Here is a 26,136-nt window from a genome sequence, read left to right on the forward strand (position 1 = left end):
GCCTCTCATAAAAAAAGCCCCGCACTGCGGGGCTTTTTCTTTGGGGGCGCCCGCCAGCAAAGGCGGGTGCCCGAACCAGCGTCAGTCGCCGGCGTAGATGTCCACATCCTTGGTTTCCCGCACGAAGAGCAGGCCCACCACGAAGGTGATCAGCGCCACGATGATGGGGTACCACAGGCCGTTGTAGATGTTGCCGGTCTGCGCCACGATGGCAAAGGCGGTGGTAGGCAGCAGGCCGCCAAACCAGCCGTTGCCGATGTGGTACGGCAGGCTCATCGAGGTGTAGCGGATGCGGGTGGGGAACATTTCCACCAGCATGGCCGCGATCGGGCCGTACACCATGGTCACGTAGATCACCAGCAGCGTCAGGATCGCGATGACCACCGGCTTGTTCAGCTTGGCCGGATCGGCCTTGGCCGGATAGCCTGCTTCCTTGATGGCGGCGGTGACTTCCTTCTTGAAGGCAGCGTCCTTGGCCTTGGCCTCATCCGCAGGCAGGCCCTTGGAGGTGTAGGACTCGATGACCTTGTCACCCACCTTGATCTGGGCGTTGCCCGTGCCAGCCACGTTCTCGTAGTTCACCGAACCGGCGGCCAGCACCTGCTTGGCGATGTCGCAAGAGCTGGTGAACTTGGCGGTGCCCGTCGGGTTGAACTGGAAGGAGCACTCCGACTGGTTGGCGATCAGCGTCACCGGGGCGTTGGCCTGCGCATGTGCCAGATCCGGGTTGGCCGCCACCGTCAGCGCCTTGAACAGCGGGAAGTAGGTGAGCGCCGCGATCAGGCAGCCCGCCAGGATGATGGGCTTGCGGCCGATCTTGTCCGACAGCGTGCCGAACACGACGAAGAACGGCGTGGCGATCAGCAGCGAGATGGCAACCAGGATGTTGGCGGTGGCGCCATCGACCTTCAGCGTCTGCGTCAGGAAGAACAGCGCGTAGAACTGGCCCGTGTACCAGACCACGGCCTGGCCGGCGACCAGACCCACCAGGGCCAGGATCACGATCTTGAGGTTCTTCCACTGGCCGAAGGATTCGGACAACGGCGCCTTGGACGTCTTGCCCTCGGCCTTCATCTTCTTGAAGGCGGGGCTTTCATTCATGCTCATCCGGATCCACACGCTGATGCCCAGCAGCAGCACGGAGAGGATGAATGGGATGCGCCAGCCCCAGTCGGCGAAGGCCTCTTCACCGGTGATGGTGCGGGTGCCCAGGATCACCAGCAGCGACAGGAACAGACCCAGCGTGGCGGTGGTCTGGATCCAGGCCGTGTAGGCGCCGCGACGGCCATGCGGTGCATGCTCGGCCACGTAGGTGGCGGCACCGCCGTACTCGCCGCCCAGGGCCAGGCCCTGCAGCATGCGCAGAACGATCAGCACCACAGGAGCCAGCACGCCGATCGAGTTGTAGTTGGGCAGGATCCCCACCAGGAAGGTGGAGGCGCCCATCAGCAGGATGGTGACGAGGAAGGTGTACTTGCGGCCGATCATGTCGCCCAGGCGACCGAACACCAGCGCCCCGAAAGGCCGCACGATGAAGCCCGCGGCAAAGGCCAGCAGCGCAAAGATGAAGGCGGATGTGGGATCAAGGCCCGCGAAGAACTGTTTGGCGATGATCGCCGCCAGCGAGCCGTAGAGGTAGAAGTCATACCACTCGAAGACGGTGCCCAGGCTGGAGGCGAAGATGACCTTCTTCTCCTCCGCCGTCATCGGGGTGTTGGTTGCTGCTGTTGCCATGTGGGATGCTCCTCATCGTTGCGAAACGAAGGTTTGTGACCTTCTCACCCCCAATTTAGGGGGGTTGTGAACGGATGTAATGAGGGGGAATGCGGATACACCCGGCAAAACCACACGGATTGACCCCAGGGTATCCGCCGATTCAGACCATCACCCGAAAAACCAGGCAGGGTATCCACCAAGGCAGGTCGCCCCGCCCTTCTCCCTCGTCGCGTGTCAGTTGGCCTGGGCCAACTGCTCCAGGATGGCCGGGTTCTCCAGCGTGCTGGTGTCTTGTGTGACCGCATCGCCCTTGGCGATCACGCGCAGCAGGCGCCGCATGATCTTGCCGGAGCGGGTCTTGGGCAGGTTGTCGCCGAAGCGGATGTCTTTGGGCTTGGCGATCGGGCCGATCTCCTGCGCCACGTGGTTGCGCAACTCGGCCGCGAGCTTGCGGGCCTCTTCGCCGCTGGGGCGGGCGCGCTTGAGAACCACGAAGGCGCAGATGGCCTCGCCGGTCAGGTCATCGGGTCGTCCCACCACGGCGGCCTCGGCCACCAGCGGGTGCGACACCAGCGCCGACTCGATCTCCATCGTGCCCATGCGGTGGCCGGAGACGTTCAGCACGTCGTCGATGCGACCGGTGATGGTGAAGTACCCAGTTTCCACATCGCGGATGGCGCCGTCGCCGGCCAGGTAGAAGGTCCCGCCCAGGTCAGCCGGGTAGTAGCTCTTCTTGAAGCGTTCCGGATCACCCCAGATGGTGCGGATCATCGCGGGCCAGGGCTTGCGCACGACCAGCACGCCGCCTTGCCCCCAGGGCACTTCCTTGCCGGTTTCGTCGACCACGGCCGCATCGATGCCCGGGAAGGGCAAGGTGCAAGAACCCGGCGTGAGTGCGTGGGCGCCAGGCAGCGGCGTGATCATGTGGCCGCCGGTCTCGGTCTGCCAGAAGGTGTCGACGATGGGGCAGCGGCCGCCACCGATCTCGCGGTGGTACCAATCCCAGGCGGCAGGGTTGATGGGCTCGCCCACCGTGCCCAGCAGGCGCAGGCTGCCCAGGTTGAAGTTGCGCGGGTGCACCTCGGCCGTGATCTCAGCGGCCTTGATCAGCGCACGGATGGCCGTGGGCGCCGTGTAGAAAATGGTGACCTTGTGCGCCTCGATCATGCGCCAGAAGCGGGCTGCATCCGGGAAGGTGGGCACGCCTTCGAACACGATCTGCGTGCCGCCGTTGGCCAGGGGGCCATACGCCACATAGGTGTGGCCGGTGACCCAGCCGATGTCGGCCGTGCACCAGAAGATGTCGTCGGGCTTGAGATCGAAGGTCCATTTGGTGGTGAGCGCCGCCTGCAGCAGGTAGCCGCCGGTGCAGTGCTGCACGCCCTTGGGCTTGCCGGTCGAGCCCGAGGTGTAGAGCAGGAAGAGCGGGTGCTCGGCCTCGACCCACTCGGGCTCGCAGGTGGTGGACTCGGCCGCCATCACCTCGTGCAACCATACATCGCGGCCGGCGTCGAAGGCCACCTTGCCGCCGGTGCGGCGGTAGACGATGACACGGCGCACGCTGTCGCAGCCGCCCAGGGACAGGGCTTCGTCGACGATGGCCTTGAGCGGCAGGCTCTTGCCGCCGCGCTGCTGCTCGTCGGCGGTGATGATGAGCACGGCGCCGGCGTCTTCGACGCGGTCACGTAGGCTCTGGGCGGAGAAGCCGCCGAACACCACCGAGTGCGTGGCGCCGATGCGGGCGCAAGCCTGCATGGCGATCACGCCCTCGACCGACATCGGCAAATAGATGACGACGCGATCGCCTTTTTGCACACCTTGCGCCTTGAGCGCGTTGGCCAGCTGGGACACCTTCTCGAGCAGCTGTTTGTAGCTGTGGCGGGTCACGGTGCCGTCATCGGCTTCGAAGATGATCGCGGTCTTGTCGCCCAGGCCGGCCTCGACGTGGCGGTCCAGGCAGTTGTACGACACGTTGAGCGTGCCGTCGGCGAACCACCGGTAGAAAGGGGCGTTGCTCTCGTCGAGCACCTGGTTGAAGGGCTGTTTCCAGCTCACCATCTCGCGGGCCAGGCCAGCCCAGTAGCCAGGGTAATCGGCCTGCGCCTGGGCGCAGAGATCGTCATACGCGGCACGGCTGCCGATGTGGGCGTGGCGGGCGAACTCCGCGGGAACGGGAACGGTCTGTGCGTGGTGAGGGGTGTCGTGCTGGGGGCTGCCGGTTGTCATCTGATGCTCACTCCGATGCTGCAATCGCGCTTGTGGCGCATGATCGAGGACCGGGCTGCACGTCATGCATGCAAAGGCCCCGTCCACCCGGAACTTTCGTGTAACTTTAGAATTTGCTGCTACGTAGTATCCCTGCACCAATCTGACACATGTCCAATCCACGCGCCAAACTCGGCCCTCTCTCTTCCGTCATCTTCGCCAGCCGCTGGCTTCAACTTCCGCTGTACATCGGTCTGATCCTGGCGCAGGCGGTTTATGTGTACCACTTCTGGGTGGAACTCGTCCACCTGATCGAAGCGGCTTTCGGCAACCAGCACGCCCTGCAGGCCATCATCACGGCCACGGGACAGAAGGTGGTCGAAGGTGCGCCACCCCAGCTCACCGAGACCACCATCATGCTGGTGGTGCTGGGCCTGATCGACGTGGTGATGATCTCCAACCTGCTGATCATGGTGATCGTGGGGGGTTATGAAACGTTCGTGTCGCGCATGAACCTGGAAGGCCACCCTGATCAGCCGGAGTGGCTCAGCCATGTGAACGCTTCGGTGCTCAAGGTCAAGCTGGCCACCGCCATCATCGGGATCTCGTCGATTCACCTGCTCAAGACCTTCATCAATGCCGACAACTACACTGACAGGGTGCTGATCGCGCAGACGCTGATCCACGTGACTTTCCTGCTGTCGGCCCTGGCCATCGCCGCCACCGACAAGCTGCTCCAGTCGCCCCACCCGCCCGAACCCGCAGCGCACTGACCGAACCCACCCAGCCATGACCACGCCCAAGCGCCGATGGATGCCGGAAAAGGACCAGATCCTGGCCTACCGCTGGCTGAGCCCGGTGCGCCCCTGGCTGGGCGATGACAGCCTGTGGGATCTGAACCGCAGCAGCGTGGCGCGGGGCGTGGCGGTAGGCCTGTTCATCGGGCTGCTGCTGCCTGTGGCGCAGTTCCTGTTCGCCATCGCCGGGGCGGTGCTGCTGCGCGGCCACGTTCCAGTGAGTGCGGCGTGCACCTTCGTGACCAATCCCTTGACGGTCACGCCCATCTACTGGCTGGCTTATCAGATTGGCGGCTATCTGCTGCCCCACCGGCACGAGACGCTGGACACCCTGGAAAGCGCCGGCAGCTGGTTTGCCCAGGCCATACATTGGGCAGCAGCGATGGGCGTGCCCCTGCTGACCGGCCTGGCCGTGATGGCCAGCATCACAGCGGCGGTGGGTTACGCCCTGGTCTGGCTGTGCTGGCCACGCCCTCCCGCAGCCAACCCGTGATTGAAACGCCTGTTGGGCGTTGTGAAACACACGAAATCAACCACCGCGTGCATAGTTGGCAAGAGTGGACGAAGCCTTGGCAGGCGCCCTGACGCGCAAGTAAATCGCTTCACGGACAATGGCGCCATCGAGGCACCATGACAGTACCGGCGCCATCGAATCGACAGCCGTAACGATGGTCAATGATGTTCCGCACGCCTCGCCCGTCCCCGCTCACGCAGCGGCGCGGGCGAACCGCAGGCTCCGCGTGGTCAGCGGTGTGCTGACCCATGCGGTGGTGCGGCATGCAGCGGCATGGGTGTTGCTGGCCGTGGCAGCCAGTTTCCACAAGCTCCCTTGGGGCGGCGTGCTGGGAATGATCGCAGCCACCATCGCGGCCAGCGCCCTGCTGCCCGCCATCGCGCGGCGCGGTATTCCCGTGCACCGCTTCGACCCCGTCCTGTTCGGACCGCTGACCTTGTTGAGCGTCGCAGCGCTTGTGTGCGTGGCCTCGCTGGCCCACGCGACAGATCGGTGGTGGCTGCTGGCCTGTGTGCTGCCCTCGCTGCTGCTGGCCTGCTCACACCTGCGCGGCAGTGCGTGGCGGCATGCCGGCGCGCTCACCGCTTTCGCGGTGGGCGCCGCGCTGCTGGTCGCCGGCTTGACCACCCGCCTGGACGACACCCTGCTGGCGGCCCTGGCAGGCCTGACGGCCGCGCCCTTGCTCCCCCTGTGGTCCACAGGCCGCCTGCGCCACCTTCGCTGGAGCGCCGCCAGGCGTTGGCTGCTGTCCGATGACCCGTCCCAGGGCGTGTTCATCCTGCGGTTTCTGATCGCCTGTGTTGCGGCCATGACAGGCATCGCAGCACTGGAGTACGGTGCCACGCTCGGCCTGATCGACGCGGTGGCCGCGCGATGGATGACCTGCCTGGCCACCACCACCGTGATCGGCTTCTACCTTGTCACCCGATCGGGCCTGAACAAGAACCTGGGCGACCGCACCATGACCGAGCCCAAGCTGCTGGTCTGCGTGGTGTTCCTGGCCTTCGGCTACTACCTGGGCGGCATCGGCCGCGGCCTGGCGCTGACCTTGCTGGTCACGCTGGAGATGTTCGGCATGTTCGTGATCACCCCGACGCAGGTGGCGCGCATCAGCGCCTTCGCCGCGGTGGCGTTTTCGGTGTCGATGCTGGCCGTGGCCCGGACCGAGACCGACCCGGGCCAGCTCAAGCTGCAGGGCGTGACCTTCGGCGTGATGGTGGTGGTGCTGGCCGTGATGTCCTGGCTGGCGCACCAACTGGGCCAGTTGCGCAACTCGCTGATGCGGCGCAAGAACGAGCTGGCTGAAGCGCTTGAGCGCATCCAGATGCTGGCCACCCGCGACGAGCTCACGGGCCTGGTCAATCGCCGCCACATGATGGACCTGCTCAATCAGCAGATCAGGCTGGGGGCACGCTCCGGCGCGCCCGCCTGCATCGCCCTCATCGACCTGGACCACTTCAAGGCGGTCAATGACACGCACGGCCATGGCGTGGGTGATGAAGTGCTGCGCAACTTCGCGCAGGCGCTCAAGGCCGGCCTGCGCGACACCGATGTGGTGGCCCGCTGGGGCGGCGAAGAATTTTTGGTGCTGCTCAACGACAGCGACCTGGACGCTGCGGCGCTGGGCATTGAACGGGCGCGGCTGGAAGTGGGCCGCACCGGCATGTCTGCCAGCGTGCCGCGGCTGCGCGTCACCTTCTCATGCGGATTGGCCGCCTTCGAGGAGGGGCTGCCGCTCGAAAAGCTGGTGGACCTGGCAGACCAACGCCTGTACCAGGCCAAGGCACAGGGCCGCGACCGCACCTGCACATTCCTGACGCCAGGGGCGGCTCACAGCGGCATGGCCACGGTGATGCACAGCCCTGCGCCCGGCATCGCCCAGCCTCACGCCGCCGAGCATCCAGGCTGAGGCAGGGCGCGGCAAGGCTCAACTCGCGCCACCACTGCGGGAGCATGCGCGGTAAAATGCCCGCCGTCACCCGACCACCCTTCCCCGGGGTGCCCCCTGCTCAAGCCACAAGCCCAAGCCCACCATGACGACCATCCGCCACGACGACCTCGTCGAATCCGTCGCTGCTGCCCTGCAGTACATCAGCTACTACCACCCGGCCGACTACATCGCCCACCTGGCCCGAGCCTACGAGCGTGAAGAATCGCCGGCTGCGAAGGACGCGATCGCGCAGATCCTGACCAACTCGCGCATGTGCGCCGAGGGTCGCCGCCCGATCTGCCAGGACACCGGCATCGTCAACGTCTTCCTGAAGATCGGGATGAGCGTGAAGTGGGAAGGTTTCGGCAACCGCAGCATCCAAGAGGCGGTCGACGAAGGCGTGCGCCGTGGCTACAACAACCCGGACAACAAGCTGCGCGCCTCGGTGCTGTCCGATCCCATCTTCGAGCGCAAGAACACCAAGGACAACACGCCTGCCGTGGTCTTCATGGAACTGGTGCCCGGCGACACGGTCGATGTGACGGTCGCGGCCAAGGGCGGCGGCTCCGAGAACAAGTCCAAGGTCTACATGCTCAACCCGTCGGACAACATCGTCGACTGGGTGCTCAAGACCGTGCCGACCATGGGCGCCGGCTGGTGCCCGCCCGGCATGCTGGGCATCGGCGTGGGCGGCACCGCCGAGAAGGCGGCCCTGCTGGCCAAGGAATCGTTGATGGACGACATCGACATGTACGAACTGCTCGAGCGCGGCCCGCAGAACAAGCTCGAAGAGCTGCGCATCGAGCTGTACGAGAAGGTCAACGCCCTGGGCATCGGCGCGCAGGGCCTGGGCGGCCTGACCACCGTGCTGGATGTGAAGATCAAGACCTACCCCACGCACGCAGCCTCCAAGCCCATCGCCATGATCCCGAACTGCGCGGCCACTCGCCACGCCCACTTCGTGATGGACGGCAGCGGCCCCGTCTACCTGGATCCGCCCAGCCTGGACCTGTGGCCCAACGTGCACTGGGCGCCTGACTACAACAAATCCAAGCGCGTCGACCTGAACACGCTCACACCCGCCGAGGTGGCCAGCTGGAAGCCAGGCGACACCCTGCTGCTCAACGGCAAGATGCTGACGGGCCGTGATGCTGCTCACAAGCGCATCCAGGACATGCTGGCCAAGGGCGAGCAACTGCCCGTCGATTTCACCAACCGCGTCATCTACTACGTGGGCCCGGTCGATCCCGTGCGCGATGAGGTGGTCGGCCCCGCCGGCCCCACCACCGCCACGCGCATGGACAAGTTCACCGACATGATGCTGGAGAAGACAGGGCTCATCTCCATGGTGGGCAAGGCCGAGCGCGGGCCCATCGCCATCGAATCGATCAAGAAGCACAAATCGGCCTACCTGATGGCCGTGGGCGGCAGCGCCTACCTGGTGTCCAAGGCCATCAAGGGTGCCAAGGTGGTCGGTTTTGCCGACCTGGGCATGGAAGCCATCTACGAGTTCGACGTGGTCGACATGCCGGTGACGGTGGCGGTGGATGCCGGCGGCACCAGCGCCCACATCGAGGGGCCGAAGCTGTGGCAGGCCAGGATCGGCAAGATCCCGGTGGCGGTGGGCTGACCACATGCCATCCACAAAAAAACCCGGCCATCCCTGGCCGGGTTTTTTTGCACTCGCCAATCGCGATCAGGGATCGGCGAACTCAGGCATGGGCCGGCAGCAGCCGCTTTTCGAGCTCATCGAAGCTGGCCTTCACCAGATCCTTGTCGAGCTCATCGGCGATGATCCCGGCCACCTGAGGGCTCCAGGCCTGGCGTAGATAGCCCAGGAAGCGAGGCGCGGCCACCACCTTCAAGGACGAGAATCGCCCTTCCTGATGGAACTGCGCCAGGCGCTGAGCCACCTGCTTGGCGAATCGCTGCCCCTCCTGGTGGAGTTCTGCCTCGCCCGCAGACGCGGTGATGCTGTTGCCACGGCGCCCGTGGGCGTCATGGCGCATCTCCGCAGCCTTGGCATGGGCATCGGGGTCGGTCAACTCTTCAACCGGCTTGAGGATGCGGTCATCGACTTCCAGCAGACGTGCAATGGCTTCGTCCGCCACCACGATCCAGGTTTTTTTCATTGGGTGCTCCATTCTTCGCCTCAGGGGTGGCGATGCCCTTCATGGGCAACCCATGTGCCCGGCACTCAGGCATGCTGCTGGCCGTTACGATGGCGACCATGAAGCGGAATCCCTACTTCGATCCCACCAAGCCTCACCACCGCCCGGGTGGCTTCCAGAACAACTACCTGGAGTTCCGGGAGAAGCGCTGGCACGAACTGCTGCGCTGGCGCTGGGGAGCCTGGCGCAAAGGCGAACCCAAGCCCCCGAAAGACTCCATACCGGTGGTGGAGCCGGACCTGGCCTTCATCCACGCCAACGCGAAGGCCGGCATGGCCATGGCACCGGCCATCACCTGGGTGGGGCACATCACCGTGCTGGCTCAGATCGGCGGCTTGAACTTCCTGACCGACCCGGTGTTCTCTGAACGCTGCTTCCCTGTGCAATGGGCGGGCCCGCGCCGCCACACGCCGCCGGGCCTTCGACTGGCGCAGTTGCCTCACATCGACGTGGTGCTGCTGTCCCACAACCACTACGACCACATGGACGAGGGTTCGCTGCTCGCGCTGGCGAAGCAGGCCGGTGGCCCGCCCATGTTCATCACGCCCTTGGGCCACAAGGCCTGGTTCGAGCGTCATGGCATCCATGGCGTGATCGAGCTGGACTGGTGGGACCGCCACATGATCCACGCCACCGAGCAGAACGCCCGCATCCCCATCGTGCTGACACCGGCCCAGCACTGGTCGGCCCGCACCGCAACGGACGCGCTGCGCAGCCTGTGGGGCGGCTTTGCCGTGCTGTCACCGGATTGCCACCTCTTCTTCGCGGGAGACACCGCCTACTCGAAGGATTTTGCAGACATCCGCCAGCACTTCGCCATCGACCACGCGCCCGGCCTGGGTGGCGGCTTCGACATCGCCCTGCTGCCCATCGGCGCCTATGAGCCGCGCTGGTTCATGAGGGATCAGCACTGCAACCCGGCCGAATCTGTGCAGATCTTCAAGGACCTGGGCGCCAAGCAGGCGCTGGGCGTGCACTGGGGCACTTTCCAGCTCACCGACGAAGCACTGGACGAACCGCCACGGGCATTGAAAAAAGCGCTGGCCGCCGCAAGGGTCGGCGAGCAGCGCTTCTTCGTGCTGCCGGTGGGCGGCACTCGGCGTCTGACACCTAGGCTGTAGCGCTCTTGGCGCGGCGCTGACGCGCCAGAGCCCAGCCGCCCAGCAACAGCCCCTGAAGCATCAGCACGTAAGAGGCCGGCTCCGGCACAGGCGTGGTGGCCGAGCCCGTCACCGACGCGCTCAGGTAGAACGCTGCGGACTGCGTCAGGCCACTCGAATTGCTGAACACGCTGCGCAGCACACCTGACTCCTCAAGGAACTGCTCCGTGGAGGGTGTTGTCGTGTACACCGGCACCGAATACCCGAGCAAAGGGTCGTAAACGTAGACGTACGAGGTGGTTCCACCTTGCGCCACGGCCTGCAGAGAGCGGGTCTCAACGCCGTTGTAGCTGGCACTGACGGAACTGCCTGTGTAGTTGTAGCTCAGCGATGAAGTGACGGTGGCCTTGGCCGACTCGGTCGAGCAGTTGTAGTAATAACTGCAGGCCGAAGGATTGTTGGCCGAGGCCTTGAGGTCGTACTGCGAGTCAATCAACAGCAGGGTGTTGGCGGACAGCGACAGGTTGACCGGCGCACCGTAATAGTAGTTGCTGGGCGAGCCCGTGGACACCGACGCATTGAAGGAGGTCGAAGGACCATTGGCAACGCCGCTGACGGCCAGCACCTCCTCACCAATCACCCCGTGGGCATTGGCGTTGGTCAACGAAACCCACTCATCACGGGAGAAACTGAATGTGCCAGAGCGGGTTGACGAGACACCTTCGGAGGCTCCTTGTGCGGTATCGATCGCATTCAGGGCGAAGCTGGTGGAACCAATGGCGTTGGTGAAGCTGAAAGACGCTTCCACACCATCGGTGGGATTCAGATCGATCAGCGTGAATGTCAGTCCGGTCAGGCTGGCAGACGCCTGAGAACCGGCTTGGGCGGTAGAGACGGACAGGGCAGCCATGATGACCATCATGGCCGAGTGCAGACGCGGCATGAGACTCCCTTGTTGTGGACGCTGGCGGGTGCCAGCGTTCACATTCTGCCAAAACTGAGCACGTTTGGTAACAAAAAGAGTCCCCTACCCTCTGTCTGAGGGTGGCTCACCACAGTGGCAGCGTCAGTGCACCGTGCGCTCGAACCTGAAGCCCCCCTCCCCGTCCGTCACCACCGGGATCACGTCCTTCGGTCCGAACTTGCCCTGCAGGATCAACTTGGCCACCGGGTTCTCGATGCGCTGCTGAATGGCCCGCTTGAGCGGCCGCGCACCAAACACCGGATCGAAGCCCACCTTCGCCAGTTCCACCAGGGCCTGCGGCGACACGTCCAGCTTCATCTCCATCTGCTCCAGGCGCCTTTCCAGGCCCTTGAGCTGGATCTTCGCGATGGATTCGATGTTGGCTTGGTCCAGCGCGTGGAACACCACCACCTCGTCGATGCGGTTGAGGAACTCGGGACGGAAATGCTGCTTCACCTCCACCCACACCGCGTCCTTGATGTCGCTGGAAGGTTGCCCCGCCATCTGCATGATCTGGTGCGAGCCCAGGTTGCTGGTCATCACGATCACGGTGTTCTTGAAGTCCACGGTGCGGCCCTGGCCGTCGGTCAGGCGGCCATCGTCCAGCACCTGCAGCAGCACGTTGAACACATCCGGGTGGGCCTTCTCGACCTCGTCGAGCAGCACCACGCTGTAGGGCTTGCGGCGCACGGCCTCCGTCAGCGTGCCGCCTTCTTCGTAGCCCACATAGCCCGGAGGCGCGCCGATCAGGCGGCTCACCGAATGTTTCTCCATGAACTCGCTCATGTCGATGCGGATCAGGTGCTCCTCGCTGTCGAACAGGAAGCCGGCCAGCGCCTTGCACAGCTCGGTCTTGCCCACGCCGGTCGGGCCCAGGAACAGGAAGGAGCCGTATGGACGGTTCGGATCCGACAAGCCAGCGCGCGATCGACGGATGGCATCGGAGACGGCCACGATGGCCTCTTCCTGGCCCACCACGCGCTCGTGCAGCTTGTCTTCCATCGTGAGCAGCTTGTCGCGCTCGCCCTGCATCAGCTTGGACACGGGGATGCCCGTGGCACGCGCCACCACCTCGGCAATCTCTTCGGCACCGACCTGGGTGCGCAGCAGCGTGGGCTTGCTGGCGTCCTTGGCCTTGGTGTTCTCCTTGTCCTGGGCTTCCTTCAGGCTCTTTTCAAGCGCGGGCAGCTTGCCGTACTGCAGCTCGGCCACCTTGTTGAAATCACCCTTGCGCTTGAACTCCTCGATCTGGAAGCGGATCTTGTCGATCTCTTCCTTCACATGGGCCGAGCCCTGGGCCTGGGCCTTCTCGGCCTTCCAGATCTCTTCCAGGTCGGCGATTTCCTTCTGCAGCTTCTTGATCTCGTCCTCGATCAGCCCCAGGCGCTTGATGGAGGCTTCGTCTTTCTCGCGCTTGACGGCTTCGCGCTCGATCTTGAGCTGGATCAGGCGGCGATCCAGACGGTCCAGCGCCTCGGGCTTGGAGTCGATCTCGATCTTGATCTTGGCCGCAGCCTCGTCGATCAGGTCGATGGCCTTGTCGGGCAGGAAGCGGTCGGTGATGTAGCGGTTGGACAGCTCGGCCGCGGCCACGATGGCCGGGTCGGTGATCTCCACCCCGTGGTGCACTTCGTACTTCTCCTGCAGACCGCGCAGGATGGCGATGGTGGCCTCGACGGTGGGCTCGCCCACGAGGATCTTCTGGAAGCGGCGCTCCAGGGCGGCGTCCTTCTCGATGTACTTGCGGTATTCATCCAGCGTGGTCGCGCCGATGCAATGCAGCTCGCCGCGCGCCAGGGCGGGCTTGAGCATGTTGCCCGCGTCCATCGCACCATCGGCCTTGCCCGCACCCACCATGGTGTGGATCTCGTCGATGAACATGATGGTCTGGCCTTCGTCCTTGGCCACTTCCTTGAGCACGCCCTTGAGGCGCTCTTCGAAATCACCACGGTACTTGGCACCGGCCAGCAGCAGGGCCATGTCCAGCACCAGCACACGCTTGCTCTTGAGCGAATCGGGCACCTCGCCGGCCACGATGCGCTGCGCCAGGCCTTCGACGATGGCGGTCTTGCCCACGCCCGGCTCACCGATCAGCACGGGATTGTTCTTGGAGCGGCGCTGCAGCACCTGGATGGCACGGCGGATCTCTTCGTCGCGGCCAATGACCGGGTCGAGCTTGCCCTGGCGGGCGCGCTCGGTCAGGTCCAGCGTGTACTTCTTGAGGGATTCACGCTGGCCTTCGGCCTCAGGGTTGTCGACCTTCTGGTCGCCACGCACGGCCTTCACGGCGGTTTCGAGCGCCTTGCGGGTCAGGCCGAAATCACGGGCCAGCTCGCCCGTCTCGCCCTTGTGCTCGCTGAGGGCCAGCAGGAACATCTCGCTGGCGATGTACGGGTCGCCCTGCTTGTGGGCTTCCTTCTCGGCGCCCTGCAGCAGGCTGACGGTATCGCGGCCAGCCTGCACCTGCTCACCGCCCTGAACCTGGGGCAGCTTGTCGAGTTGCTTGGCCAGACCGGCTGCCAGCGCAGGCACTTTGACACCGGCGCGTTCAAGCAATGCCTTGGGGCCATCGTCCTGCTGGAGCATGGCCAACAAAATGTGGGCCGGCTCGATGTAGGGGTTGTCGCGGGTCACCGCCAGGCTCTGGGCCTCGGTGAGCGCTTCCTGGAATTTCGTGGTGAGCTTGTCGAGTCGCATAGGGGCTCCTGGGGCGGCCGGTGGGCTTGCCTATGGTGCCCGGGAGGCCGCGATGGATATTGAACTACCGACTGAAATGGGCCCGAGGCGGGGGATTTCAAGGGGCAGCGCGCCCCCAGCCGTCAGCCCTCGGCGAACTCGACCCGGTTGCGCCCATTGTTCTTGGCCACGTACAGCCGCCCGTCCGCCTTGGCCAGGTCTTCCTCCAGCGAGGTGGACGCCTGGTGGAAGCTCACGCCGATGCTGATCGTGATCCGGATGGGGCCCACCTTGGTTTCGCAGGGGTGCGTCTCGACCGCCTTGCGAAGGCGCTCGGCCACCCCGTAGGCCTCCTGGGCGCTCTTGACCGGCAGCAGCACGGTGAACTCCTCGCCGCCATAGCGGGCCAGCAGGGCGTCATCGCGCAGCCGGTCGCGTATCACCTGGGTCACATGCCGCAGCACGTCATCGCCGATCAGGTGCCCGTAGCGGTCATTGACCGCCTTGAAATGGTCCAGGTCCATCATCAGCACCGCGATCTGGCTGCTCTGGTGCTGCTGGATGGCCAGCATGCGCTCACCCAGCTCGCGCAGGCCCCTGCGCGACAAGGCACCCGTCAGGTCATCGGACAAGGCCCTCGCCCGCAACTGCTGGCTCAGGCGCGCGTTGATCGTCGAGAACGCCAGCGCTGCCACGGCCAGCGGCAGCAGCGCCACACCGATGCCACTGACCGGCCGCAGCCACACCGGCCCATGCAGCCAGTCGGGCGGGTAAGGCCCGGGCACCGTGAACGCGTGGTAGGCCACCACCAGCCAGTGCAGCGCGAAGGCCAGCGCCACGCCCATCAGGCTCAGTTCGCTGATGTGCCCGCGCACGCTGCTCATGATCAGCCAGCCCTGGTCCACCGCCATCGCCACACTCAACACCGCGAAGATCACGGCCACGGCCCGCACGTACTCGGCCTCGGGCAGCAGGGCAGCCGCCCACAGCAGAGCCCCCACCACCAGCGTGAGGCCGGCGCCCAGGTAAGGGTGCGTGCGGCGGCCGTTGAGCTGGCGAAAGGCCCAGGCGATCAGGCACACGCCCATGCCGGCAAAGCCAATCAAGGCCTTGGTCAAGGCGGGCACCTGGGGGGGCGGCGCAAACAGGATGATCGACATCACCGACAGCGCGGCAAAGGCCCACCGGTAGATGTTCAGGGTCTGCAGCAGGCGGGGCTGGTCGGTCTGGATGAAGCTCATCAGCCCCAGGCCCACTACCGAGCCGATGCCCGCCACCGCATAGCAAGTAAGGATGTCTACGACCAGCATGCCCGCACTTTTTGTTGCCGCCTGTCCTGTCAGGTTGGACTATGCCTCACATCTTGCGCACACGCACCACAATGCACCATGCGGAAATATCGGTAGATGGGAGGGTGGCGGCGCGTGCTTGGATGCTTGCGCCCGATCGCACTCTGACCGGTCAGCCGAGCCAGCCGCGTGCCAGCCTGGCGCCCAGTGCCGCACAGGCCAGGGCGCCCACCACATGCAGCAGCGTGTGGGCCAGGGCCAGGGGCCACCGCCCTCGTTCCAGCAGCGCCAGCGATTCCATCGAGAAGGACGAGAAGGTGGTCAGCCCACCAAGGAAGCCTGTCACCAGCAGCAGACGGGCCGCCTCGTTGGGCTGGCGCCCGAACACCACATAGGCCGCCCCCGCCAGCAGCCCGCCGATCAGGTTGACCGCCAGCGTGCCCAACGGGAAGCCCATCCACAGCGGATTGATCCACACAGCCGCCAGCCAGCGGGCCCAGGCGCCCACCATGGCCCCCGCTGCCACGTACAACGCGAACCACAGAGAAATCACGCCTTGCTCCCTTGGCCTTGACCTTCGGCATCGGGGCCACCCGCTGCGTTCGGCACGGCGCCCGGGACCTCGCCCCAGCGCGCCAGCGCGGCATCGTCCTGCTCGCGCGCATCCACCCACTGGGCGCCCTGCGCAGACACTTCCTTCTTCCAGAAAGGAGCCTGGGTCTTGAGCCAATCCATGAGGAACTCGCAGCCCTGGAAAGCCGCACGCCGGTGCGGCGCGCTCACGGCCACCAGCACGATCTGATCACCCAGGGCCAGCGGCCCGACGCGGTGGATCACGCGTACGCCGCGCAACCCGAACCGGCGGATGCCCTCGTCGACCATGGCCTCGATGCTGCGCTCGGTCATGCCCGGGTAGTGCTCCAGCACCAGGCCGGACGTGGGCGCGGCAGCAGCCCCATCAAGCGCCCACTCGCGCACCGTGCCCACAAAACTTGCCACGGCGCCAATGCCCGTGTCTCCCTCACGCAAAGCGGCCACCTCGTTGCCCAGGTCGAAATCGGCCTCCTGCACGGCCACATGGCGGTGCGGGATGTGTGCTGGCGGGGGCCCGGCCACCGTCAGCCCCCGGTCACCGGCGGGAAGAAGGCCACCTCGGCCCCGTCGTACAGCGCCTCGTCAGCGCCGCACATCACCTGGTCGCAGGCCGTGCGCACGGCCTGCTCGTGGCTGAGCGCCGCGCCATGCCTCGGCGAGCGCGCCGCCAGCCAGTCGCGCAGGGCGCCCACGGTGGCCGGGCCATCCGCCTCGAAGGACAGGTCCTCGCCCGGACCCAAGGCTTCACGCACCTTGGCGAAATAACGCACGGAAATCTTCATGATCATTCAGCCCTGGGTCTGGGTGCCCGAAGGCTGCAGCCATTGTGCCAAGGGCACGAAGGGCACGGTGTCGCCTGCGGCCACGGTCTGGCCCGGGTGCAGGTCGATCAGGCCGCCCGCCCAGGCGGCCGAGGTAAGCACGCCCGAGCCCTGGTGCGGGAACAGGCTCAGGCCGCCCTGCTCGTTCAGGCGCGCGCGCAGGAACTCGCGGCGCTTGTCAGGCCGTGCCCAGGTGAAGTCGGCACGCAAGGGCAGCGCGCGCGGCAAGGTCCAGGCCTCGCCGGCCAGCACGCCCAGCACGGGGCGCACCAGCAACAGGAAGGTCACGAAGCTGGCCACCGGGTTGCCCGGCAGGCCCATGTACAGCGCGCGGGTGCCGTCATCTCGGTTCAGCCAGCCCAGCACGAAGGGCTTGCCCGGCTTGATGGCCAGGGCCCAGAAATCCAGCCCGCCTTCGGCCTGCACGGCAGCGCGCAGGTGGTCTTCTTCGCCCACCGACACGCCGCCACTGGTGATGACCAGGTCGTGGTGGCGCGCCGCCTCGCGCAGCGCGTCGCGGGTGGCCTGCAAATCGTCGGGCACCACCCCCAGGTCACTGCCCTGCGCGCCGATGGCCTGCACCAGGCCGCGCAGGGTATGGCGGTTGCTGTTGTAGATGGCGCCCGCCGGCAATGGCTGGCCGGGCATGACCAGTTCGCTGCCGGTGGTGAGCACGCCCACACGAGGGCGACGGAACACCTGGAGCGATTCGGCGCCCACGGAGGCGGCCACGCCCAGCGCGGCCGGCCCCAGGCGAAGACCGGCGGACAGCACGGTCTGCCCGGTGGCGATGTCCTCGCCCCGGCGGCGGATGTTCTGGCCTGGCTCGACGGGCTGGCTGAATCCAACGCGGCCGTCGTCACCCACCGTGGCCTGCTCCTGCATCACCACCGCATCGGCGCCTTCGGGCACGGGTGCGCCGGTGAAAATACGGGCGCAGGTGCCTGGTGGCAAGGCCGCACCAATCTCGCCTGCGGCGATGCGCTGTGCCTGCGGCAAGGGCTGGCCCACCTCGGCCGTGCGCACGGCATAGCCGTCCATCGCGCTGTTGTCCAGCGGAGGCACATCCACGGCGGACACCACATCCTGCGCCAGCACCCGGCCCAGGGCATCGAAGCTGGCAACGGATTCCTGAGGCAGGCCGGCACCGCCGCCGATCGCCTTCACATGCTGCTCTGCAACGAGCTGAAGACGCGACCAGGCCTCGTCCAGGGGCATCAGCGGTTTGAAAGCCATCGTCACGTCACCCCCGTGGAGCAAGAAAGCTCAGCCTGCTGTCAGTCGTTGCAATGCTGGACGATGTAGTCCTTGATCACCTTCGCGTCGGCCGGCACTACGGTGAAGCGCTTGGGCAGCGATTCCAGGCCCTCCAGTCCGGCGATCCAGAAGGGGCGCGCAGGCTTCTGGCCGGTGGCCTCGACGATCGTCTCTTCGAACTTGGCCGGCAGCGCCGTCTCCAGCACGATCATGCGCACGGTGGGATCGAGATGATCTCGGGCCACCTTCAGGCCGTCGGCCGTGTGGGTGTCGATCATCGCGCCGAAGCGCTCAAAGGTATCGCGGATGGTGGCCAGGCGGTCAGCGTGCGTGCTGGTGCCAGACACGAACCCGTAAGCTGGCACCTTGGCGAACTCGTCGGCAGCCACGGTGAACAGACCGCGCTGCTCCACCTCGTCCTTGAACAAGGCCTTGGTGCGCGCACCGTCACGGCCCAACAGATCGAAGATGAAGCGTTCGAAGTTCGAGGCCTTGGAAATGTCCATCGAAGGCGACGAGGTCTCGAAGGTCTCGGCGCTGCCACGCACGCGGTAATTGCCGGTGCGGAAGAACTCGTCGAGCACGTTGTTCTCGTTGGTGGCCACCACCAGCTTGTCGATGGGCAGGCCCATCATGCGGGCCACGTGGCCTGCGCAGACGTTGCCGAAGTTGCCCGAGGGCACCGTGAAGCTGACCTTCTCGTCGTTCGATTTCGTGGCGTAGAAGTAGCCGGCGAAGTAGTACACCACCTGGGCCAGCAGGCGCGCCCAGTTGATGGAGTTGACGGTGCCGATCTTGTACTGGCGCTTGAAGGCCAGGTCGTTGGACACGGCCTTGACGATGTCCTGGCAGTCGTCGAACACGCCTTCGACCGTCAGGTTGTGGATGTTGGGATCCTGCAGGCTGAACATCTGGGCCTGCTGGAAGGCGCTCATGCGGCCGTGGGGGCTGAGCATGAACACGCGCACGCCCTTCTTGCCGCGCATGGCGTACTCGGCCGCGCTGCCGGTGTCGCCCGAGGTGGCGCCCAGGATGTTGAGCGTCTCGCCGCGGCGGCTCAGTTCGTACTCGAACAGGTTGCCCAGCAGCTGCATGGCCATGTCCTTGAAGGCCAGCGTAGGGCCGTTGGACAGGGCCTGCAGGGCCACACCCGGCTCCAGCAGCTTCAACGGGGTGATCTCGTCGAATCCGTAGGTGGCCTTGGTGTAGGTCTTGGCGGCGATGGCCTTGAGGTCGGCAGCCGGGATGTCGTCGATGTACAGCGACAGGATCTCGTAGGCCAGCTCGGCATAAGGCAGCCCGCGCCATTTGGCCAGCAGGGCCGCATCGACCTGCGGGTAGTGCACCGGCAGGTACAGCCCGCCATCGGGCGCCAGGCCTTCGAGCAGGATTTCAGAAAAACCACGTTCGGTCTGATCGCCGCGCGTCGAGATGTATTTCATGTCAGTTCCTTACGGAAAGCATCGCAGCAATGCACATGCCCGCCAAATACCCCCACACGATCGATCCAGCAGACACCAAGGATCCGGCTCTGCCTGTCCAATGGTGTCGCCCCCTTGAGGGGGCGCGCGAAGCGCGTAGGGGGTGGGTCACATCAAGCCAGCTCTTCCTTGCGCAGGCGCACGATCGGGGCGAGCACCGTCGGCAGGGCCTGCATCGCAGCCAGCGCCTGGTTCATGCTGCCTTCCTTCGTGTCATGCGTCAGGATGATCAGGTCGGTCTGGTTGCCTTCGCCGCTGACCTCATCGGCCTCGCGCTGGATCACGGCGTCGATGCTGATGCCCTGCTCGGCCAGAATGCCCGTGAGCTTGGCCAGCACGCCCGCCTTGTCGGCCACGCGCAGGCGCAGGTAGAACGACGTGATCACTTCATCCAGCGGCAGGATGGGCAGCGCCGACATCGAATCGGGCTGGAAAGCCAGGTGCGGCACGCGCGCCTCAGGGGCGGCATCGATCAGGCGGGCGATGTCGACCAAATCGGCCACCACGGCGGAAGCGGTAGGCTCGGCGCCGGCACCCTTGCCGTAGTACATGGTCGTGCCCACGGCATCGCCCTGCACCAGCACCGCGTTCATCGCACCTTCCACATTGGCGATCAGGCGGCGCATCGGCACCAGCGTGGGGTGGGTGCGCAGCTCGATGCCGCTGTCACGGCGGCGCGCAATGCCCAGCAACTTGATGCGGTAACCCAGTTGCTCTGCGTACTTGATGTCGGTGGCCGACAGCTTGGTGATGCCTTCCACGTGGGCCTTGTCGAACTGCACCGGGATGCCGAAGGCGATCGCGCTGAGCAGCGTGGCCTTATGGGCGGCATCGACGCCTTCGATGTCGAACGTGGGATCGGCCTCGGCATAGCCCAGGCGTTGTGCCTCTTTCAGCACCACGTCGAAATCCAGGCCCTTGTCGCGCATCTCGGACAGGATGAAGTTGGTGGTGCCGTTGATGATGCCGGCCACCCACTGGATCTGGTTGGCCGTGAGGCCCTCGCGCAGTGACTTGATGATGGGGATGCCACCGGCCACCGCGGCTTCGAACGCCACGATCACGCCCTTGGCGCGCGCCGCTGCAAAGATCTCGGTGCCATGCACGGCCAGCAGGGCCTTGTTGGCCGTGACCACGTGCTTGCCGGCCGCGATGGCTTCCAGCACCAAAGCCTTGGCGACGCCGTAGCCGCCGATCAGTTCCACCACCACGTCGATGTCGGGGTTGGCGATCACCTGGCGGGCGTCGGACACGATCTGCGCGGCGTCACCCACCACCTGGCGGGCCAGGTCGGCGTTCAGGTCGGCCACCATCGCGATCTCGATGCCACGCCCCGCACGGCGGCGGATCTCTTCCTGGTTGCGGCGCAGCACGGTGAAGGTGCCGCCACCGACGGTTCCGATGCCCAGCAGGCCGACCCGCACGGGTCGCAGTTGTGGTTGGCTCATGCGTTTCTCTCTCAGGGGTGCGCAGCCTGGTGGGCCGCGTCTCTTGGTTCTTGAAATGGGCGCCGGCTTGAAAAAGCCGGCGTGGTGTTCAGGCGTGGCGCTTGCGGTAGTTGTCCAGGAAGCGCGCGATGCGGCCGATGGCATCACTCAGGTCATCGCTGTTGGGCAGGAACACCAGGCGGAAGTGGTCCGGGTGGATCCAGTTGAAGCCCGTGCCCTGCACGATCAGCACCTTTTCTTCGGCCAGCAGCTCGTAGGCGAACTGCTGGTCGTCGGCGATCGGGTAGAGCTTCGGGTCAAGCCGCGGGAACATGTACAGCGCGCCCTTGGGCTTGACCACGCTCACGCCAGGGATCTGGTTGAGCAGCTCATAGGCCAGGTCGCGCTGCTTGCACAGGCGGCCGCCTGGCACCACCAGGTCCTTGATGCTCTGGTAGCCGCCCAGGGCGGTCTGGATGGCAAGCTGGCCCGGCGTGTTGGCGCACAGGCGCATCGAGGCCAGCATGTTCAGGCCCTCGATGTAGTCGCGCGCATGGCGCTTCTCGCCGGACACCACCATCCAGCCTGCACGGTAGCCGCAGGAGCGGTAGTTCTTGCTCAGGCCGTTGAAGGTGAGGAACAGCACGTCGTCGGCCAGCGACGCGATCGAGGTGTGCGTGTTGCCGTCGTACAGGGTCTTGTCGTAGATCTCGTCGGCCAGCACGATCAGGTCGTGCTGGCGGGCCAGGTCGACGATCTCCTGCAGCAGGCTGTCGGGGTAGAGCGCACCCGTGGGGTTGTTCGGGTTGATGACCACGATGGCCTTGGTGCGCGGCGTGATCTTGGCCTTGATGTCGGCGATGTCGGGGTACCACTCGGCCTGCTCGTCGCAGATGTAATGCACCGGACGACCGCCTGACAGCGACACGGCCGCTGTGTACAGGGGATAGTCGGGCGCTGGCAGCAGCACCTCGTCGCCATCGTTCAGCAAGGCGTTGAGCGACATGACGATCAGCTCGGATGCGCCGTTGCCGAGGTAGACGTCGTCGACGGTCACGCCCTGGATGCCTTTTTCCTGGCAGTAATGCACCACCGACTTGCGCGGGGCGAACAGGCCCTTGGAATCGGTGTAACCAGCCGCGCTCGACAGGTTGCGGATCATGTCCTGCACGATCTCGTCGGGCGGCTCCAGCCCGAACACGGCCAGGTTGCCGATGTTGAGCTTGATGATCTTGTGGCCGTCTTCTTCCATCTGCCGCGCCTTTTCCAGCACGGGCCCACGGATGTCATAACAGACGCTGGCGAGCTTGCTGGACTTGGCGATCGGCTTCAAAACGGACTCCACAGAGGCGGCAATGGCGGAAAACAGCGGGGATGTGCGGCGAAACTTCGCGCGCAGTCACGTCCTAATCGGGCATGAAGCGCGGGTTTTCTAGGGGAACCTACAATTTAACCACACGCAGACCCTGCCCGCACCCGCGGGAACGGATGGCCAAGCGCCGATTTCCCAGATGAAATTCCAACCTGATCTACCCGAAGGCACCAACATCATCCACGCGGTCACGCGGACGCAGGTGTCCGTGAACGGCCAGCCCCACACCAGCAGCGTGCTGGTGCCCGGCCATGCTCCGCTCACGGCCTGGGCTCCCGCCACCATGGAAGAGCTGACGGCAAACCACATCGCGGAAATTCTGCCCTTCAAGCCGGAGTTGGTGATCCTGGGCAGCGGCCCCGCCCTGCGGTTTGCCCATCCGTCGGTGCTGCGCCCGCTGATCGACGCGGGCATCGGCGTCGAGACCATGGACACGCCGGCCGCCTGTCGCACGTACAACGTGCTGATGTCCGAGGGGCGAAAGGTGCTGGCGGCACTGATCATCCACCCCTGACGCCCCTATGAACCAGGCGAAAAACCGCGGATCTTACATTTTCTGGAGGGGTTCGGTCCCTCGGGTCGGGGATGGACCGCAAGCTCGTTTTATAATCGGAAGTTATTCACGCAGGTAGATCAGCACTACAACATGACACCCGCTCTCAACAAACCTTTGCCGGAATTCGAAGCAGCTGCCACGGGTGGTGTGAAGTTCACGCCTCAGACCTTCCAGGGTCAGACTGTGATCCTTTACTTCTACCCGAAGGACCATACCCCGGGCTGCACCACCGAGGCCATGCAATTCCGCGACAAGCACAAGGAATTCGTCAAGTCCGGCGCGGTGATCTTCGGCGTCTCGCGAGACAACATGGCGTCGCACGACAAGTTCAAGGAGAACCTCGAGTTGCCCTATGAACTGATCGCCGACACCGAAGAAAAGCTGTGCCACATGTTCGGCGTGGTCAAGAACAAGATCATGTACGGCAAGAAGGTCAAGGGCATTGAGCGCAGCACCTTCCTGATCGATGCCGGCGGCATCCTGCGCGCCGAATGGCGTGGCATCAAGGTGGCCGGTCACGTCGACGAGGTCCTCGACGCCGTCAAGGGCCTCAAGAAGGAAGCCGCCTGATCTGCGCATGCTGTGTCCGTGTGCGTCTTCGTGATGCACACGCCAGCCAGAAAGCGTAAACGCAATCTTTCGTGAATTGCGTGACAGCCGGTGCTTGTTGTGCCCCCCCTACATCCATGGGGACCCGGATGGCCCAGGCCACCGAGTGTGCATAATGGGTTTCATGCATCTGGGTTGTCATCGATACCACGCTGACTCGTCTCCCCGGCCTCAACGGTCGGCGGAGCACCCCGGCTCAAGGTCTAGGCCGCACACTCTGTTGTGCGGCCTTTTTGTTTGTGCCTAGCCTGAAGAAAGACGGACACCACCATGCCCCTTCCCAAGCCGCCTGCCAAACGCGCTGACATGCTCACCACAGTGGACTACGAGTCCCAGCCCAAACCGGCCAAGACCGGGTTGAAACGCGGCTCCAAATCCACCAGTGCAGTGTCCATCCCGCCCGCAGCCCCCCGCATCGTGGTGGCGCAGGCACCTGTGCTCGAACTGGTGCCGCGCCCCGCTGCCGCCGAACAACCGGCCCATGCCCCGACACGCGGCACACCGCCCCAGCGCCCTGCCATCGTGGCATCGCCCGTGGCCAGCCCAGTGGCTGAGCGCACAGGTTCGGACACCCCGACCGCCCCGGCCGACAAGCCCGCCAGCGCCGCCCCGGGACGCGCCACGGGCACCAGCGGCACCACGCGCCGCCGCAAGATCGCCGGCCCGGCCAAGCTGTTCGTGCTGGACACCAACGTGCTGCTGCACGATCCGATGTCGCTGTTCCGCTTCGACGAGCACGACATCTACCTGCCGATGATCACGCTCGAAGAGCTGGACGGCCACAAGAAGGGCATGACCGAGGTGGCGCGCAACGCCCGACAGGTCAGCCGCGACTTGGACGCGCTGGCCGCCGACATGGGCAGCCGCCAGCAGGCCGACCCGGCCGTGGGCATCGACCTGGCCAAGACAGGCCACGTGGAGGCCGCCGGCAAGCTGTACTTCCAGACCACCGGCCTGGACGCGCAACTGCCCATCGGCCTGCCTCCCGGCAAGGCCGACAACCAGATCCTGGGTGTGGTGCAGGCGCTGCGCAGCACCCACACCACCCGCGATGTGGTGCTGGTGTCCAAGGACATCAACATGCGCATCAAGGCGCGTGCCCTGGGCCTGCCCGCCGAGGATTACTTCAACGACAAGACGCTGGACGACGGCGACCTGCTCTACACCGGCGTGCTGCCGCTGCCGGCCGATTTCTGGGACCGCCATGGCAAGGGCATGGAGAGCTGGCAGCAAGGGGGCATCACCTACTACCGCGTGAGCGGGCCGATGGTGCCGGTGCTGCTGGTCAACCAGTTCGTCTACCTCGAAACGCCGGGCGCCGCCGCCTGGTACGGCAAGGTCACCGAGATCACCGGCAAGACGGCCACGCTCAAGACACTGAAGGACTTCACGCACCAGAAGAACGCCGTGTGGGGCGTCACCGCCCGCAACCGCGAGCAGAACTTCGCGCTGAACCTGCTGATGGACCCGGAATGCGACTTCGTGACGCTGACCGGCTCGGCCGGCACCGGCAAGACCTTGATGACCCTGGCCGCCGCGCTGAGCCAGGTGCTCGACGACCGTCGCTACACCGAGATCATCGTCACCCGCGTGACGGTGCCGGTGGGCGAGGACATCGGCTTCCTGCCCGGCACCGAGGAAGAGAAGATGTCGCCCTGGATGGGCGCCCTCGACGACAACCTCGAAGTGCTCTCGCGTGGCGATGGCAGCAGCGGTGGCGCGGGCGAGTGGGGCCGCGCGGCCGCCAACGAGCTGGTGCGCAGCAAGATCAAGATCAAGAGCATGAACTTCATGCGCGGGCGCACCTTCCTCAACAAGATCGTGATCATCGACGAGGCGCAGAACCTCACGCCCAAGCAGATGAAGACCCTGATCACCCGTGCCGGCCCCGGCACCAAGATCATCTGCCTGGGCAACCTCGCGCAGATCGACACGCCCTACCTCACCGAGGGCAGTTCGGGCCTGACCTACGCGGTCGACAAGTTCAAGGGCTGGCCGCACAGCGGGCACGTCACGCTGGCACGCGGCGAACGCTCGCGCCTGGCGGATTTCGCCTCCGAGGTGCTTTGACGCCCAGGCGCCTACGCTCTTCACTTGTCCAACGGCCCTTCGGGGCCGTTTTTCATGCCCCATTCATGGGCGAGCCGCCTTGCATGCAGCGAGGGCAAATGCCGCCGCGGTTGGAGCCGCCCAAGCACCCAGGCACACTGTCCAGACACGCCCGCACACCAGGAGTCCTCGACATGACCACATCTTCGCGACGCGGATCCCGCTCCCTCGCCACGCAGACCGCAGAACTGGCCCTGGCCGCACCCCAGGTCGTCGCCCACCGTTTGACACGCATGGCGCTGGCAGGACACACCCCAAACGCGCGAGACCGCAAGGAGTTCCAGCAGATGGGCGCGGAAAAGGTCGCTGCTTTTCAGGAATCATGGATGGCGATGTACCTGCAGGCCTGGCGCGTGCAGCAGCAGATGATGGCCACCGCCATGCAATCGTTCTGGATGCCCTGGAGCCGCGTGGGTGGCTCATCCACCAACGCCCTGGAACAATGGCAAAAAGCCACCATCGGTATCCTGGGCCAGGGCATGGCCCCGGTGCACCGCCGCGCCGTGGCCAATGCCAAGCGCTTGAACCGCACCAAGCTGCGCTGACAC

22 protein-coding genes are annotated in these 26,136 nt (G+C 65.4%); 9 read left to right on the forward strand and 13 right to left on the reverse strand.

From position 1 onward, the window contains the following. Nucleotides 1-81: 81 nt before the first annotated feature. Both EIP75_RS03335 and acs read right to left on the reverse strand, forming a co-directional pair. On the reverse strand, nt 82-1,734 hold the full coding sequence (locus EIP75_RS03335; RefSeq protein ID WP_125241813.1) for an MFS transporter: 1,653 nt from the start codon (nt 1,732-1,734) through the stop codon (nt 82-84). Between the two features lie 216 nt (nt 1,735-1,950). Further along, nucleotides 1,951-3,942: an acetate--CoA ligase gene (gene acs / locus EIP75_RS03340; RefSeq protein WP_125241814.1), complete on the reverse strand. Its 1,992-nt coding sequence runs from the start codon at nt 3,940-3,942 to the stop codon at nt 1,951-1,953. A gap of 149 nt (nt 3,943-4,091) precedes the next feature. Here acs and EIP75_RS03345 point away from each other — a divergent pair, with 149 nt between their 5' ends. The 4 genes from EIP75_RS03345 (at nt 4,092) to EIP75_RS03360 (ending at nt 8,792) form a co-directional block, all read left to right on the forward strand. Further along, nucleotides 4,092-4,694 (forward strand): TIGR00645 family protein, encoded by a 603-nt coding sequence (locus EIP75_RS03345; RefSeq protein ID WP_125241815.1) that lies wholly within the window; start codon nt 4,092-4,094, stop codon nt 4,692-4,694. Between the two features lie 16 nt (nt 4,695-4,710). Beyond that, nucleotides 4,711-5,211 carry a DUF2062 domain-containing protein gene (locus EIP75_RS03350; protein WP_125241816.1) on the forward strand — a complete coding sequence of 167 codons (501 nt, stop codon included), beginning with the start codon at nt 4,711-4,713 and terminating at the stop codon, nt 5,209-5,211. Between the two features lie 247 nt (nt 5,212-5,458). Beyond that, nucleotides 5,459-7,141, forward strand: coding sequence for a GGDEF domain-containing protein (locus EIP75_RS03355; protein ID WP_158622728.1), 1,683 nt, complete (start codon nt 5,459-5,461; stop codon nt 7,139-7,141). 124 nt (nt 7,142-7,265) lie between these two features. Further along, nucleotides 7,266-8,792, forward strand: coding sequence for a fumarate hydratase (locus EIP75_RS03360; RefSeq protein ID WP_125241818.1), 1,527 nt, complete (start codon nt 7,266-7,268; stop codon nt 8,790-8,792). 82 nt (nt 8,793-8,874) lie between these two features. Here the strand turns inward: EIP75_RS03360 and EIP75_RS03365 are convergent, their stop codons facing one another. Next, on the reverse strand, nt 8,875-9,294 hold the full coding sequence (locus EIP75_RS03365; protein WP_158622729.1) for a host attachment protein: 420 nt from the start codon (nt 9,292-9,294) through the stop codon (nt 8,875-8,877). A gap of 98 nt (nt 9,295-9,392) precedes the next feature. On the opposite strand from EIP75_RS03365, the gene EIP75_RS03370 reads away from it, so the two are divergent. Then, entirely contained in the window at nt 9,393-10,454 is a 1,062-nt protein-coding gene (locus EIP75_RS03370) for an MBL fold metallo-hydrolase (protein WP_125241820.1), read from the forward strand. Here the strand turns inward: EIP75_RS03370 and EIP75_RS03375 are convergent. From EIP75_RS03375 to EIP75_RS03420, 10 genes are all read right to left on the reverse strand, one after another. Next, nucleotides 10,444-11,376, reverse strand: coding sequence for a PEP-CTERM sorting domain-containing protein (locus EIP75_RS03375; protein WP_125241821.1), 933 nt, complete (start codon nt 11,374-11,376; stop codon nt 10,444-10,446). The two genes, EIP75_RS03370 and EIP75_RS03375, sit on opposite strands and share 11 nt — an antisense overlap. 123 nt (nt 11,377-11,499) lie before the next feature. Then, nucleotides 11,500-14,094 carry an ATP-dependent chaperone ClpB gene (gene clpB / locus EIP75_RS03380; RefSeq protein WP_125241822.1) on the reverse strand — a complete coding sequence of 865 codons (2,595 nt, stop codon included), beginning with the start codon at nt 14,092-14,094 and terminating at the stop codon, nt 11,500-11,502. Nucleotides 14,095-14,216: 122 nt separating this feature from the next. Further along, nucleotides 14,217-15,383, reverse strand: a complete 1,167-nt coding sequence (locus tag EIP75_RS03385; RefSeq protein ID WP_125241823.1) for a GGDEF domain-containing protein — start codon at nt 15,381-15,383, stop codon at nt 14,217-14,219. Nucleotides 15,384-15,534: 151 nt separating this feature from the next. Next, entirely contained in the window at nt 15,535-15,915 is a 381-nt protein-coding gene (gene crcB, locus EIP75_RS03390) for a fluoride efflux transporter CrcB (protein WP_233584651.1), read from the reverse strand. Then, nucleotides 15,912-16,478, reverse strand: a complete 567-nt coding sequence (locus EIP75_RS03395) for a molybdenum cofactor biosynthesis protein MoaE (protein ID WP_233584652.1) — start codon at nt 16,476-16,478, stop codon at nt 15,912-15,914. Before EIP75_RS03395 ends, crcB begins: the two co-directional genes overlap by 4 nt. Nucleotides 16,479-16,480: 2 nt before the next feature. Further along, nucleotides 16,481-16,738, reverse strand: coding sequence for a MoaD/ThiS family protein (locus EIP75_RS03400; RefSeq protein ID WP_125241824.1), 258 nt, complete (start codon nt 16,736-16,738; stop codon nt 16,481-16,483). Between the two features lie 6 nt (nt 16,739-16,744). After that, nucleotides 16,745-18,013 (reverse strand): molybdopterin molybdotransferase MoeA, encoded by a 1,269-nt coding sequence (locus EIP75_RS03405; protein ID WP_125241825.1) that lies wholly within the window; start codon nt 18,011-18,013, stop codon nt 16,745-16,747. Nucleotides 18,014-18,054: 41 nt separating this feature from the next. After that, nucleotides 18,055-19,476: a threonine synthase gene (gene thrC, locus EIP75_RS03410; protein WP_125241826.1), complete on the reverse strand. Its 1,422-nt coding sequence runs from the start codon at nt 19,474-19,476 to the stop codon at nt 18,055-18,057. Between the two features lie 152 nt (nt 19,477-19,628). Next, nucleotides 19,629-20,948, reverse strand: coding sequence for a homoserine dehydrogenase (locus tag EIP75_RS03415; protein WP_125241934.1), 1,320 nt, complete (start codon nt 20,946-20,948; stop codon nt 19,629-19,631). Nucleotides 20,949-21,051: 103 nt separating this feature from the next. After that, on the reverse strand, nt 21,052-22,275 hold the full coding sequence (locus tag EIP75_RS03420) for a pyridoxal phosphate-dependent aminotransferase (RefSeq protein ID WP_125241827.1): 1,224 nt from the start codon (nt 22,273-22,275) through the stop codon (nt 21,052-21,054). 178 nt (nt 22,276-22,453) lie between these two features. On the opposite strand from EIP75_RS03420, the gene EIP75_RS03425 reads away from it, so the two are divergent. From EIP75_RS03425 to EIP75_RS03440, 4 genes are all read left to right on the forward strand, one after another. Further along, the gene (locus EIP75_RS03425) at nt 22,454-22,828 is read left to right on the forward strand and encodes an Mth938-like domain-containing protein (RefSeq protein ID WP_125241828.1); all 375 of its coding nucleotides are present in this window, start codon (nt 22,454-22,456) and stop codon (nt 22,826-22,828) included. 132 nt (nt 22,829-22,960) lie between these two features. Further along, the gene (locus EIP75_RS03430; protein WP_125241829.1) at nt 22,961-23,440 is read left to right on the forward strand and encodes a peroxiredoxin; all 480 of its coding nucleotides are present in this window, start codon (nt 22,961-22,963) and stop codon (nt 23,438-23,440) included. Between the two features lie 309 nt (nt 23,441-23,749). Then, a complete protein-coding gene (locus EIP75_RS03435; RefSeq protein WP_125241830.1) occupies nt 23,750-25,549 on the forward strand; it encodes a PhoH family protein in 1,800 nt (599 codons plus the stop codon). A gap of 173 nt (nt 25,550-25,722) precedes the next feature. Further along, on the forward strand, nt 25,723-26,133 hold the full coding sequence (locus EIP75_RS03440; protein WP_125241831.1) for a polyhydroxyalkanoate granule-associated phasin: 411 nt from the start codon (nt 25,723-25,725) through the stop codon (nt 26,131-26,133). Nucleotides 26,134-26,136: the final 3 nt, after the last annotated feature.

It is taken from the genome of Aquabacterium soli, assembly GCF_003933735.1.
Lineage (GTDB): Bacteria > Pseudomonadota > Gammaproteobacteria > Burkholderiales > Burkholderiaceae_C > Aquabacterium > Aquabacterium soli.